At 68.6% G+C, this 13164-nt stretch carries 8 protein-coding genes and 2 pseudogenes; 3 read left to right on the top strand and 7 right to left on the bottom strand.

The window, feature by feature from the left end; all coding sequences use genetic code 11:
- Positions 1-31: 31 nt before the first annotated feature.
- Positions 32-2053 (bottom strand): vWA domain-containing protein, encoded by a 2022-nt coding sequence (locus ACQ86A_RS07560; RefSeq protein ID WP_431279939.1) that lies wholly within the window; start codon positions 2051-2053, stop codon positions 32-34.
- 18 nt (positions 2054-2071) lie between these two features.
- A complete protein-coding gene (locus ACQ86A_RS07555) occupies positions 2072-3460 on the bottom strand; it encodes a magnesium chelatase (RefSeq protein WP_431280401.1) in 1389 nt (462 codons plus the stop codon).
- Between the two features lie 117 nt (positions 3461-3577).
- Here ACQ86A_RS07555 and ACQ86A_RS07550 point away from each other — a divergent pair, with 117 nt between their 5' ends.
- The 3 genes and pseudogenes from ACQ86A_RS07550 to ACQ86A_RS07540 all read left to right on the top strand — a co-directional run bounded on the left by ACQ86A_RS07550 (position 3578) and on the right by ACQ86A_RS07540 (position 8994).
- Positions 3578-6172 (top strand): DUF4062 domain-containing protein, encoded by a 2595-nt coding sequence (locus ACQ86A_RS07550; RefSeq protein WP_431279938.1) that lies wholly within the window; start codon positions 3578-3580, stop codon positions 6170-6172.
- 3 nt (positions 6173-6175) lie between these two features.
- Positions 6176-8000, top strand: a pseudogene (locus tag ACQ86A_RS07545) (DEAD/DEAH box helicase).
- A 169-nt stretch (positions 8001-8169) separates the two neighbouring features.
- The gene (locus tag ACQ86A_RS07540) at positions 8170-8994 is read left to right on the top strand and encodes a MerR family transcriptional regulator (RefSeq protein WP_431279937.1); all 825 of its coding nucleotides are present in this window, start codon (positions 8170-8172) and stop codon (positions 8992-8994) included.
- 14 nt (positions 8995-9008) lie between these two features.
- On the opposite strand, the gene ACQ86A_RS07535 is transcribed toward ACQ86A_RS07540, so the two are convergent.
- From ACQ86A_RS07535 to ACQ86A_RS07515, 5 genes and pseudogenes are all read right to left on the bottom strand, one after another.
- On the bottom strand, positions 9009-10055 hold the full coding sequence (locus tag ACQ86A_RS07535) for a LacI family DNA-binding transcriptional regulator (RefSeq protein WP_431279936.1): 1047 nt from the start codon (positions 10053-10055) through the stop codon (positions 9009-9011).
- Positions 10056-10092: 37 nt separating this feature from the next.
- Positions 10093-10713 carry a hypothetical protein gene (locus tag ACQ86A_RS07530; protein WP_431279935.1) on the bottom strand — a complete coding sequence of 207 codons (621 nt, stop codon included), beginning with the start codon at positions 10711-10713 and terminating at the stop codon, positions 10093-10095.
- Between the two features lie 42 nt (positions 10714-10755).
- A pseudogene (locus tag ACQ86A_RS07525) lies at positions 10756-10803 on the bottom strand (hypothetical protein); the annotation flags it as partial.
- A gap of 57 nt (positions 10804-10860) precedes the next feature.
- Positions 10861-12291, bottom strand: a complete 1431-nt coding sequence (locus tag ACQ86A_RS07520; protein WP_431279934.1) for an alpha-L-rhamnosidase C-terminal domain-containing protein — start codon at positions 12289-12291, stop codon at positions 10861-10863.
- Complete coding sequence (locus ACQ86A_RS07515; RefSeq protein ID WP_431279933.1) at positions 12276-13163, bottom strand: family 78 glycoside hydrolase catalytic domain; 888 nt, start codon at positions 13161-13163, stop codon at positions 12276-12278. The genes ACQ86A_RS07520 and ACQ86A_RS07515 overlap by 16 nt, the downstream gene beginning before the upstream one ends.
- Position 13164: the final 1 nt, after the last annotated feature.

Raw genomic sequence — 13164 nt, 5'->3', positions numbered from 1 at the left:
GCCGCCGGGCGCGGTCAACGCGTCGCCGCGGTCAGCCGCCGACCCAGAAACCCCGGCCTCCGAACCAGTCCCCGTACTCCCCCGCGATGTCGTCCATCGGCGACGATCCCCGGGTGCCGAGGTAGGAGCCGACGACCGCAGCGCCGAGGTCGTCGAGTTCGGGCGCCACTACCCGCCCGGACACGCGTCGCGCCATCGAGTCGACGAACCGGGCGAGACCCGGGTCGGCCCCGAGCCGGAAGAACGTTGTCTGCGCTCCCAACCGCATCGAGTTGTCCAGCTCGCGCAGGGTGTGCTCGATGGTCCGGGGATGCGGCGGGTACGAGAAACTCACAGAACCGTCGGCCTCGAGGTGCGAGGTCGGCTCGCCGTCGGTCACGATCAACAGCACGGGCTGGGCGTTGGGATGCTTGCGGAAGTGCCGGTTGGCGAGCAGCAGCGCGTGGTGCAGGTTCGTCCCCTTGTCCCACACCGCGTCGAGCGCGGTGAGCTGCTCGATGTCCATGACCTCGGCATGCTGCCCGAACCCGATCAGCTGCAGGTGATCGCCCCGGAACCGCGACCGGATGAGCGTGTGCAGTGCAAGAGCCGTGCGCTTCATCGGCACCCACCGGTCGTCGAGCGCCATCGAGAACGACGTGTCGACGAGCAACGCCACCGCCGCTTGCGTCCGCGCCTCGGTCTCGGCCACCTCGATGTCTTCGACAGCGATCAGACGGCCGCCGCCTTCGCCGACTCGCCGCCGAACACCGTTCAGCACCGTGCGAGGGATGTCCCACGGCTCGGTGTCACCGAATTCCCACGACCGCGTCGCACCGGAGCTCTCCCCTGCAGCGCCCGCCTGGTGAAGCTCGCGCTGCCCCTGCCGCCCCGACATCCGGGTCGCGATATCCCGTAGCAGGGCCTTGCCGAGCTGGCGCATCGCTTTCGGTGTGAGCTTGAGTTTGCCCGTCGAATCGCGTCGGAGCGTTCCGCTCTCGCGCAGCGTCTTCTCCAGCTCGCGCAGGGTGCGGGCGGAGACGGCGGCCTCCTCGCCGAGCTGACGGCCGAGCCGGTCGAGATCGATGTCGTCCATCCGCGCCCCGCGGTACGACTGCGAGAGCTGGTCGCTGAGTTCGTCGAGGTCGGCGAGATCCTGAAGCACGCCGGTTCCGTCGCCGAGGCCGAGCGACTCGTCGCCGTCGAAGCGCTCGGAGCCGCCCCAGTTCTCCCCGGGGCGCAGGGCCTGCAGGTTGGAGTCGAGCTGCGAGAGCGCATCCATCAGCTGCGGCGTGCCGAAGGCCTGGGCGGAGAGCTGCATCAGCTCCTCCCGCTGCTCCGCGGTCATGGAGTTGAGCATCCGTTGCGCCGCCGCCGAGCGTTGGGCGAGGGTGTCGATCAGCTCGTCGACGTTCTGGGGATTCTCGGGAAAGAAGTCACCGTGCTTCTGCATGAAGTCGTCGAAGTCCTGCTGCGTGTCCTCGCCGAGGCGATGCTTCTCCAGCAGTGCGTTGAGGTCGGTCAGCATCTCGTTGATGGCCGCGCGGTCTTCGTCGGTGGCCTTTTCGAGCGCTTGCTTCATGCCGGCGAACCTCTGGTCGAGCATCTCGCGGCCGAGCAGGTCTTTGATCTTCTCGTAGTCCGCGCGCGCTTCGGCCGACTGCCACTGGTAGTCGCCGAGCTCGGTCACGGCGGCCGATGTCGAAGCGGGCAGGTTGTCCAGTCTCATCTCGGCGAAGGCGCGGTCGTCGTCGTCCATCCGCACATCCCGAGCCAACTGCTTGCGCTCTTCGAGCACGGCCCGGTCGAGCAGTTCCTTCACCTGCTTGAGCGTGCCGTCGAGATTGTGCCGATGCAGCAGCTCTCGTCGGCGCTCGGACACCCGGCGGGCGAGGTCGTCCAACCCGGTCTGGTTGCGGCCACCGCGACGCAGGAACTCGCCCATCGCCCGTTCGGGCGACGAGCCCTCCATGACGCGCTCGCCGATCGCGTCGAGCGCCTCGGCGATGTCGACGGGTGGGGCCAGCGGATCGCCGCCGTCGTAGCGGCGGAACCGGGTGCGGCTTCTAGGCATGGCTGCTAGCCATCGCGTCTAGCCATAGACGGTCTCGCTGCCGTCGGTGTCCTTGCCGACCTTGCGTGCCAGATAGAGGCCCTCGAGAGCGAGTTCGATGGCCGCCGCCTGCTCGCCGTCACTGTCGGCGTCGAGTGCGTCGCAGATGTCGTCGTAGAGTTCCGACTCGCCGAGCATCGGCAGCTCGTCGAGGAACTGGCGGGCCGTCACCTGTTCGCCGGTCACGACCATCGCGCCACTCTCGATAGCCGCCACGAGCGGCCCGAAGTCGACGCCGCGAAAATGCTCGCGGACCGTGTCGGCCGTCGCCGTCCGCAGCAGATGGGTCAGGATGTCCGACTCGCGGCCCTCCTCGCCCGTCTCGAACTCGATCTTGCCGCCCAGCACGTCCACCGCGGTCTCGAGGTCGACCACTCGCGCGACGGCTTCGTCCTCGCCCTGTGCGGTGGCACGGTGCAGCGCGGCAGCGGCGATCGTCTCAGCGCCCGCGATGGCGAACCTCGCGCTCACACCGCTGCGCTGATCGACCGACGAGGACTCCCGCAGGTTGCGCGTGAAGCGCGCCAGAATCTCCACCAGGTGGTCGGGCACCTCCGCCACCAGGTCGGCCTCCTGCCGAATCACCGCGATCTCGGCGTCGAGCCTGGTCGGGTAGTGCGTGCGGATCTCGGCACCGAAGCGGTCTTTCAGCGGCGTGATGATGCGACCACGGTTCGTGTAGTCCTCCGGGTTGGCCGTGGCCACGACGAGTACGTCCAGCGGCAGTCGCAGCACGTAGCCGCGGATCTGAATGTCGCGCTCCTCCATGACGTTGAGCATCGCGACCTGGATCCGCTCGGCGAGGTCGGGCAGCTCGTTGATCGCGACGATCCCGCGATGACTGCGCGGGATGAGCCCGAAGTGGATCGTCTCCGGATCGCCGAGCGAGCGGCCCTCGGCGACCTTCATCGGATCGACGTCGCCGATCAGGTCGGCCACGGATGTGTCGGGAGTCGCGAGCTTCTCCACGTAGCGCTCATCCCGATGCCGCCAGGCCACCGGCAGACGATCACCCAGTTCGAGGGCGAGGCGTCGGGATGCGTGCGTGATCGGCTCGTACGGATGCTCGCCGAGTTCCGCCCCGTCGATCACCGGCGTCCACTCGTCGAGCAGTCCGCCGAGCGTGCGCAGGATGCGCGTCTTGCCCTGGCCGCGCTCGCCGAGCAGCACCACGTCGTGTCCGGCGATGAGTGCCCGCTCGAGCTGCGGGATGACCGTTGACTCGAATCCGTGCAGCCCCGGCCAGGGATCGTCACCCACTCGGAGCTTCGCCAGCAGATTGTCGCGGATCTCGACCCGCAACGGCTTCTGGACATGGCCGGAGGCGCGCAGCTCTCCGAGCGTGCTGATCTTGGGAGCCTGGCTCACCGGGGTGCTCACCTCTCCAGGCTAACCCCGCTCAGACCCGATCTGTCGGGTCTGAGAAAACTCCCGGTCGACCGAGCACTGGACTATTGCGCACGGTGGCTGAGAGAATGCATAAACATGAGAACTGCTCATGTCATCCGCACGCCGGATCAGCAGTTGCGGATCTTCGTCAGCTCCACTCTGCAGGAGCTCGCGGCCGAGCGCAGAGCCACCCGTGCCGCCATCGAGCGGCTGCATCTCGCCCCCGTGATGTTCGAGTTGGGTGCCAGCCCGCATCCGCCGCGAGAGCTCTATCGTGCATACCTCGACCAGAGCGATGTCTTCCTCGGCGTCTACTGGGAGCGCTACGGCTGGGTCGCTCCGGATGAGTCGGTGTCTGGACTCGAGGACGAGTACAACCTCTGCCCGCCCGACCTGCCCCGGCTGCTGTACGTGAAGAGCCCGGCGAACCGCGAGCCGAAGCTCACCGAGCTGCTCGGCCGCATCCGCGACGACGACCGCGCTGCGTACAAGTACTTCGAGACCGCGAAGGAACTCGGGCGGCTCGTCGAGGCCGACCTGGCGACGCTGCTCGCCGAACGGTTCGACCAGAGTCGGGTGCTCCTGACGGCCGATGTGCTGAGCGATGCCGATCGCGTCGTCGAGCCGGTGCGACTGCCCGTGGCGCTTACCGACCTGATCGGGCGCGACCGTGACATCGCGGCGATCGGTGGGATGCTCGCATCCGGAACCCGGCTCGTCACCCTGACCGGCCCCGGCGGCATCGGTAAGAGCCGCCTGGCGATCGCGGCAGCCCGCGCGGCGGAATCACAATTCGCCGACGGCGCGGTCTTCGTCGATCTGTCCGCGGTGCACAACCCCGACCGCGTTGCGCACACGATCGCTCAAGCCCTCGGTGTGCGCGACACCGGCGACGCGCCCGTCTTGGAGAATCTGGACACGGCTCTGGGTGACCGGCGCATCCTGTTGCTGCTCGACAATTTCGAGCAGGTTCTGGATGCTGCGCCGGTGCTGACAGCGCTGCTCGCGGCCGCGCCGGGCGTGGCCGCGATCGTCACGAGCCGTTCGCTGCTGCGGGTGAGTGCGGAGCAGAGCTACGAGGTCGGGCCGCTCGCCGATGACTCGTCACTGAATCTCTTCGTCGAGCGCGCCAAGGCGGCGAAGCCCGACTTCGAGCTGACCGCCGCGAACTCGGACACGATCGCGCGGGTGTGCACGGCGGTCGACGGAGCTCCGCTGGCCATCGAGCTGGCCGCGGCGCGCATCCGGGTTCTCTCGCCGGCCGACCTGCTCGACCGCCTCGACCGGGGCCTCGCCGTGCTCGTCGGCGGCGGACGCGATCTGCCCGAACGGCAGCAGACCATCCGGCGCACGATCGAATGGAGCACGCAACTGCTCGACGCCGGGCAGCGGCGCCTCCTCGCCCGGCTGGGCGTCTTCGAGGGCGGGTTCACCCTGGAGGCGGCCGAGTTCGTCGGTGCAACAGCGGCGCCAGGCGATGCGGATGCGGGCGGCGATGTGCTCACGGACCTCACCGCTTTGGTCGACAACAGCCTGGTCGGGCCGCACGACAGCGGCGAGCGCCCCGGGTTCTCGATGCAGGCCATCGTGCGCGAGTACGCGCGGGAGCAGTTGGCGGCATCGGGCGAGAGCGACCGGATCCGCGACGCGCACGCGCGCTTCTTCCTCGAACTCGGAGACCGTGTCGAGTCGCAGCTGAAGGGGGAACGTCAGCGCGAGTGGATGAGGCGGCTCGGCGACGAGCGCGACAACCTGCGCGCTGCCGAGCGTTTCCTGCTGAGCAGCCGCGACTGGGATCGCGCCGCCCGCCTGGCCTTCAGCCTCTACCTCTACTGGTGGGTGGCTGGACTCCTCGGCGAGGTGCGCACGTGGATGGACGAGGCGCTCGACTCCCGGGACGAGCTCAGCGACCACACCCGGGCCATCGCTCTCTACTTCACTCGCACGATCATGTTCTGGAAGGATCCGGACGGCAGCGTCGCCGCGGACCTCACCGAGAGCGCAGACCTCTTCCACCGCGTCGGCGACCCGGATGGCGAGGGCCTCACCCGCATCTCGCTCGCGCTCGCCCTGCTCGCGGGCGGCAAGCCCGACACCGAGCGCGCCCGTGAGGTGATGGACACGAGCCTCAGCCTCTTCCGCGGGAGTGGGAGCCTCTGGGGCGAGTCGATGGCGCTCGTGCTGCTGGGACGCGTCGCCCTGCTGCAGCGGAAGGTTCCGGAGGCGCGGGACCATTTCGAGCAGAGCCTCGCGATCACCCGGCGGACCGACGACATCGTCGGCCAGCGGATCGCGTCGTACCACCTCGGCTGGGCGCTGCTGCTGCTCGGCCAGGTGGACGAGGCTCGCGCCGACTTCGCACTGAGCGTCACCCTCTCGGCGAGCCTCGGTCACGCCGAGGGCGTCGCGTACGGGATCGAGGGCATGGTCGCCGTGGCGGCGCTGGCGGGCGATGCCGTGCGAGCCGGTCGCCTCGCTGGAGCGGCGCGGGCATTGCGTGAACGGAGCGGCACGCACAACGGCCCGATGTTCACCTTCCATCAGAGATACCTCGACAGGCTCGCTGAGGACGGAAAGGGCGAGCAGCTGGAGGAAGCGATCACGGCGGGCCGCGCGCTCACGGTCGAGCAGGCGGTCGCCGAGGCCCTCGCGGGCGCCGAACACGAGGACCCGCCTGGGGACTACCGTTGAGGGATGAGCGCTCCAGACACGACGACACCCGCTGAGGCCGAGGCCGCCTCCGACACCACGACCTTCTCGGAGCTCGGACTCGACGGCGCGGTGCTCAAGGCGCTGAAGGATGTCGGCTACGAGACGCCGTCCGCGATCCAGGCCGCGACCATCCCCCTGCTGCTCGCCGGCCGCGATGTCGTGGGACTTGCCCAGACAGGAACCGGCAAGACGGCGGCGTTCGCCCTGCCCATCCTGTCCCGCCTCGACGTGTCGCAGAAGAGCCCGCAGGCGCTCGTGCTCGCCCCGACGCGAGAGCTCGCGCTGCAGGTCGCCGAAGCGTTCGAGAGCTACGCGGCGCACATGCGCGGCGTTCACCTGCTTCCGGTGTACGGCGGTCAGGGCTACGGCATCCAGCTCTCGGCGCTGCGTCGCGGAGTGCACATCGTCGTCGGAACCCCCGGCCGCATCATGGACCACCTCGAGAAGGGCACGCTCGACCTCTCGCAGCTCAAGTACCTTGTGCTCGACGAGGCCGACGAGATGCTCAAGATGGGCTTCGCCGAAGACGTCGAGACGATCCTCGCCGACACGCCGGACGACAAGCAGGTCGCACTGTTCTCGGCCACCATGCCGGCGCAGATCCGGCGGATCTCCAAGAAATACCTGCACGATCCCGAAGAGATCACGGTCAAGAGCAAGACGACGACCTCCGCCAACACGACGCAGCGCTACCTGATGGTGTCGTACCCGCAGAAGGTCGACGCGCTCACGCGCATCCTGGAGGTGGAGAACTTCGAGGGGATGATCGTGTTCGTCCGCACGAAGAACGAGACCGAGACGCTCGCCGAGAAGCTGCGAGCGCGCGGTTACTCTGCCATGGCGATCAACGGCGATGTCGCGCAGGTTCAACGGGAGCGCACCGTGGATCAGCTCAAGTCGGGCAAGCTCGACATCCTGGTGGCGACGGATGTGGCTGCGCGCGGTCTCGACGTCGAGCGGATCAGTCACGTGGTCAACTACGACATCCCGATCGACACGGAGTCGTACGTGCACCGCATCGGCCGCACCGGTCGTGCCGGGCGCAGCGGTGCGGCGATCAGCTTCGTCACACCGCGCGAGCGTCGACTGCTCACGGCCATCGAGAAGGCGACCCGTCAGCCGCTCACGCAGATGCAGTTGCCGAGCGTCGACGATGTGAATGTCACGCGACTGGCGCGCTTCGACGACGCGATCACGGAAGCCCTGAGCCAGAGCGACCGCATCAGCGCGTTCCGCGACATCGTCGGGCACTACGTCGAGCACCACGACGTGCCCGAGGCCGACGTCGCCGCGGCATTGGCCGTGGTGGCCCAAGGCGACACCCCGCTGCTCCTCTCCCCGAAGACGCGATCGTGCAGCGCTACGACCGTGATGACCGCGGTCGCGATGACCGCGGTCGTGACGACCGTGGCGGTCGTCCGGAGCGAGGGGTCGCGACGACCGCGGAAGCCGCGGCGGCGACCGGCCGGGGCGGAGCGAGCGTCCCGAGCGGCGGACGCGACCGAACAGCGGACCGATGGCGACCTACCGGATCGAGGTCGGCAAGCGGCAGAAGGTCGAGCCCCGTCAGATCGTCGGAGCGCTCGCGAACGAGGGCGGGCTGAGCCGCGAGGACTTCGGCGCCATCCGCATCCAGCCGGACTTCTCCCTGGTCGAACTGCCGGCCGACCTGCCCCGGGACGTCCTCGACAAGCTCACCGATACCCGTATCAGCGGCAAGCTGATCGAGCTGCGCCCCGACCGCGGCCCGGGAGCCCGCCGCAAGGAGCGCGACGACCGCCCGCCGCGCAAGCCCCGCCACAGCTAGCCGTCCGGCCGCGCGGCCCGGCGCAGCGCGTTCGCAATTCCGGAGATTTCGCCCGAGCCCGCCCGATCCTTCCGTAACGACGGATGTTTCAGCGGCGCGTCGCCCGAAGTCTCCGGAGTTACTTCCGTTTGACTCTCACACTGTGTCATGGTCGAGCGTGGTTTCCACCATGTACACCATCGGAGAATTCGCCGCCTTCGGGCGAGTGAGCGTGCGGATGCTGCGGCACTACGACGCGATCGGGCTGCTGACGCCCGCGCACGTCGACGACCGCACCGGCTACCGCCAGTACTCGAACGATCAGCTGCACCGTCTGCTGAGGATCGTCGAGCTGCGCGAGCTGGGGGTCGGCCTCGACAGCATCGCCGCCGTCTTCGTCACCGACGACGAGCCCGCCGCGCTGCGGGTCGCACTCGAGACACGCCTCGGCGAGCTCGAGACGTCGGTGGCCGACGACACCGCACGGCTCGCCCGCATCCGTCGACGACTCCGGCTCCTGGAAGGAACAGAAACCATGTCCGAATCCGTCAACTACCGGGCGATCGAGCCCGTCTCCGTCTATGCCGTCACCGGGGTGGCTCCCGGGATGGGTCCCGAGAACGTCGGCCCGATGATCGGACCACTGATCGGCGGACTCGACCAGGCGCTCGCGACTGCGGGTCGCGAGATCGTCCCGCCAGCGATCTTCTGGTACGAATCCGTCGACGGCAGCGACAGCCTCGCGGTGCACGTCTCGTACACGGCCGAGTCCGAGCCGCGCGCGGGAGAAGGATACGCGGTCGTCGACCTTCCGCGAGTGCCCACGGCTGCCACGCTCATCCACCGCGGTGACATGTCCGGCATCGGCGACACCTGGTCGGCACTCGTCGATCAGCTCGTCGCAGACGGGTACCGGATGACCGGCCCGAGCCGCGAGGTCTATCTGCGGGCCGACGGTCACATCCCGCAGCCCGACTGGGTCACCGAACTCCAGGTGCCCGTCGAGCGTGTCTGACGGCGGTCACGGCGTCAGCGGCCGGACGGCGCCCGTCCCACGGTGCTCTCGCGAACGACGACCGAGGGTTCGAGAGTGACCGTGACGTGCACGTGCTCCTCGGGCGGAAGCGTGATCTCCTCGATCAGGAGGCGGGTCGCCTCGAGTCCCATGTCGTAGCCGCGCATCGTCACCGAGGTGAGAGGGATGGCGCCGCCCCAGGCCGCCGAGTTGAAGTCGCAGCCCATCACCGCGACGTCTTCGGGCACGGAGATGCCCCGCTCATTGAAGACCTGGGTGATCGCCACCCCGATCAGGTCGGTGACCGCGATCAGTCCGTCCGGCCGCTGCTCGGCCGGGAGCGAGGCCAGCATGAGCGCGGCCTCGTTGCCGCCGGGCTGGTTGAGGTCTTCGGTGTGGATCTCGTCGAGCGTGACCCTCCCGCCCTCTTCGGCGACGGCCCGACGCGCCCCCATCCGGCGGAAATGCACCGGCTGGAGGTCGTCGCGGCCGCCGACGAAGGCGAGGTGGGTTCGGCCGAGGTCGATCAGGTGGCGTGCCGCCAGATATCCGACTTTCTCGTTGTCGACGAGCACGTGACAGGCGTCGTCGCTCCCCGTGACGTAGTTCAGGATGACGACGGGCCGCCCGTGACGGCGCACCCGTTCCACGCTGGCGTGCGAATCCTGCATCGGCGCGAGGAGGATGCCGGCGACGCGCACCTCATCGAAGATCGCCAGGTTCTCGTCCTGCTGCTCGGCCGAGGTGTCGCTGTTCGACAGCATGAAGCTCATCCCTGCATCCCGCGCCGCATTCTGGGCTCCGCGAGCGACGTCGACGAACAGCATGTTGGCGATGTCGGGCACCGAGAGACCGATGAACCGCGAGGACCCCACCGCGAGCGCGCGGGCGTTGTTGTTGCGTACGAAGCCGAGCTGCTCGATGGCCGCCACCACTTTGGCCAGCGTCGACTCGGACACCTTCTCGGGGTAGTTGAGCACGTTGGACACCGTCCCCAAGGAGACCCCGGCATGGGCAGCGACATCGCTGATGCTGGGAACGCGGCCATTCACACTCGTCACCATTGGACGATAGCCCGGATTCGCATCGGCCGACCCGCTATCCGTACTCGGGCGGCAGGCGTCGGTGGAGCCACGGCAGCTCGTTGTCTTCGACGAAGCGCGAGAGGGCCTTCTCGCGTTCGAGCGGCCAGGTGCGGAACCGGTAAAGCTTGTCGAGCACGATCGCAGCCGTTCCGGTGCTGGGATGTTCGACCAGCGCGTCGATCGCCTCCGCGAACCCGGGCGGAGCGTCCGGAGCCTCGCGCAGCATCGCCGAGACGTACTTCGGTCCGCGGAACAGCATCCTGTTGTGGGCGAACATCGCCCGGGCTGCGGCGAGAGCGAGGTGCGTCGATGCATGCGCGAGCAGAAAGTGGTCGGCGTGAGACTCGCCGTGCGGGAGGAAGTACTCGCCGTACAGTTGCGCTTGCGCGATGAATGACGCAGCCTTCTCATCCCACACGGTCTCGGACGGCACGGTGATCTGCTCGATGAGGCTCGGGATGCCCGGCACGGTCGCCGCGGCGACCCGCGCTCCGAGCAACGAGGCTCGGGTCGGGTCGTCCGCAGCGTCCGCCGCCTGGGTGAGGTACGCCAACGTTGCGACCTTGATGTCGATGTACCCGCCGTCGTAGTCGACGCCGTCGGTGACGACGTAACTCAGCCGATCCTCTTCCACCGCAGCGGCGAAGGCATCGTCGTCGACGACGACGTAGACGTCGACGTCTGAGTCAGGACGCTCGGTGCCGCGCGCGACAGAGCCGGTCAGGATGACGGCGAGCGCCCCTGTTCCAACGCTGTCGCGGTGAACGTCGCGAGCGCCTGCTCATGGTGTTCCAAGGTGGTTCCCGTTCTCAGCTGCCCACGCCCGCGCGGACCGGGAGCGCCACGGTGACCGAGGAGTGACCGGTCGGAAGTGGCTGGTCGTCCTGGCCCGGAAGACGGAACACTCCCCGACTCCCGCCGGCACATCCGTCTCCACGGTGAGCTGATCGCCCTCGAGGGCCCACTTCACCGCGATGCGGCCGTGCGCGGTCTCGAGCGCGGTCTCCGCCTCGGTCAGGCCGCCACCCGGCTGCGGGGCGATGAGCACCTCGGAGTATCCGGGAGCGAGTGCCGAAAGGCCGCCGACAACGCGGTGCATCCAGTCGGCAACAGCGCCCAGGGCGTAGTGGTTGAACGACGTCATCTGGCCAGGGTTGATCGTGCCGTCGGGCAGCATCGAGTCCCAGCGCTCCCACACGGTGGTCGCCCCCATGGTCACCGGGTACAGCCACGACGGGCACTCCTTCTCGAGGAGGAGCTTGTACGCGTCGTCGAGGTGGCCGGTCTGGGTGAGGGCGTCGGTGATGAACGGGGTGCCCGCGAATCCCGTCGAGATACGGTAGCCGGCTTCAGCGGTGAGCTCGGCGAGCCGGTCACCGGCAGCGGCCTCGTCGGCCTCGTCGAGGAGGCCGAACACGATCGCGAGAGAGTAGACCGTGGTGCAGTCGCTGAAAACGCGGCCGCCGTCGACGTAGTGCTCGTTGAACGCGGCACGCAGGGATGCGGCGCGCTCGGCGAACTCCGCCCGCTCGGCCTCGAGGCCCAGCACGGCGGCCGTCTCGGCGACGATCCAGGCGGAGTGGTACGCGCACGCGGTCGCGACGACGCCCTTGTCGGCCTTGGCTTTCGCCGGGTCCTCCGGCGGAGCATCCGGGTCGAGCCAGTCACCGAACTGGAAGCCGGTGTCCCAGAGGCCGTTGGGCGACAGCAGCGATCCGACGCGACGCACGTGCGTCGTCATCGACTCGAACTGGGCCTTCAGCACATCCTTGTCGCCGTATGCCTGGTAGAGCGTCCAGGGAACCCAGACGCCGGCGTCGCTCCAGATGGCGGTGGACTCGACGTCGGGGAAGTCCTCGCCGCCCGGCTTCTCGAGGTACTTGAGCACGTCGGGGACGACGAAGGGGATGATACCGTCGTGGTGCTTCTGCTCGACCGCGACGTTGCGCAGCCACTCCGAGAGGAACGAGTCGACGTCGAACAGGTACGCGGCCGTGGGCGCGAACGCGGCGATGTCGCCGGTCCAGCCGAGGCGCTCGTCGCGCTGCGGGCAGTCGGTGGGCACGTCGACGAAGTTGCCGCGCATCCCCCAGACCACATTCTCGTGGAACTGGTTGAGCAGGGCGTCGGAGGTGCGGAAGGTGCCGATACGGGTGAGTTCTGAACCGATCGCGACCGCGGTCAGAGCGTCGGCGGTCAGCTCCCCGGCCATCCGGTGACATCGGCGTAGCGGAAGCCGTGGAAGGTGAATGTCGGTTCGAAGACGTCGTCGCCACCGCTCAGGATGAACCGGTCGGTCGCCTGAGCCGTCCGCAGCGGACGGATGCCCAACTCGCCGTTCTCGAGCACCTCGGCGTGACGCAGCACGACCTCGGTGCCGGCGGCGCCGGAAACGCGGACGCGCACCCAGCCGACCAGGTTCTGGCCGAAGTCCACCAGGGTCTTGCCCGACGGCGACGTCCAGATCTTCTGCACCGGGAGCTCGTCCCAGCGCTTGACCTCGGGGCTGGTCTGTTCGGTCAGCTCGGCCGTGTCGAACTCGACGGCGTGGACGCCGCCCCAGCCCGAACCCGCGAATCCGGCGGCCAGCCAGGCGTCGTCCCGCTTGCGCGCATCGATCGTCTCGCCGTCGTACAGGTCGTTGGCGAGTACGGCGCTCGGGCCGGCGGTCCACGACTCGTCGGTACCGACGACCTGGGTCGCACCGTCGGCGAAGGTGATCTCGAGCTGCGCGAACGCGCCGAGGGTGTCGCCGTAGAAGCTGCCCTTGCCCGACCAGCCGAGGCGGCCGCCGAACCACCCCTTGCCGAGGGCGAGGCCGACCACGGTGGTCGACTCGAGCAGGTCGGTGACGTCGTACGCAACGTACCGCAGCCGCCACTCGTAGCTGCTCCAGCCGGGCGTGAGCACAGCGTCGGAAACGGGCTTGCCGTTGATCCAACCCTCGACGACGCCGTGGGCGCTGAGGAGGAGTCGCGCACTCGCAACGGCACCGTGACCGTCCTCGAGCGCGAACTCGGTGCGGAGCAGTGGCGCCCCGTCGAAGTCCTGGTCGGCGGCGATCATGCGAGCTTGCCAGTTCATA

Source organism: Leifsonia poae, from assembly GCF_050632195.1.
Classification (GTDB): Bacteria; Actinomycetota; Actinomycetes; order Actinomycetales; family Microbacteriaceae; genus Leifsonia; species Leifsonia poae_C.
This window is presented reverse-complemented; position numbering and strand designations above follow the sequence as displayed.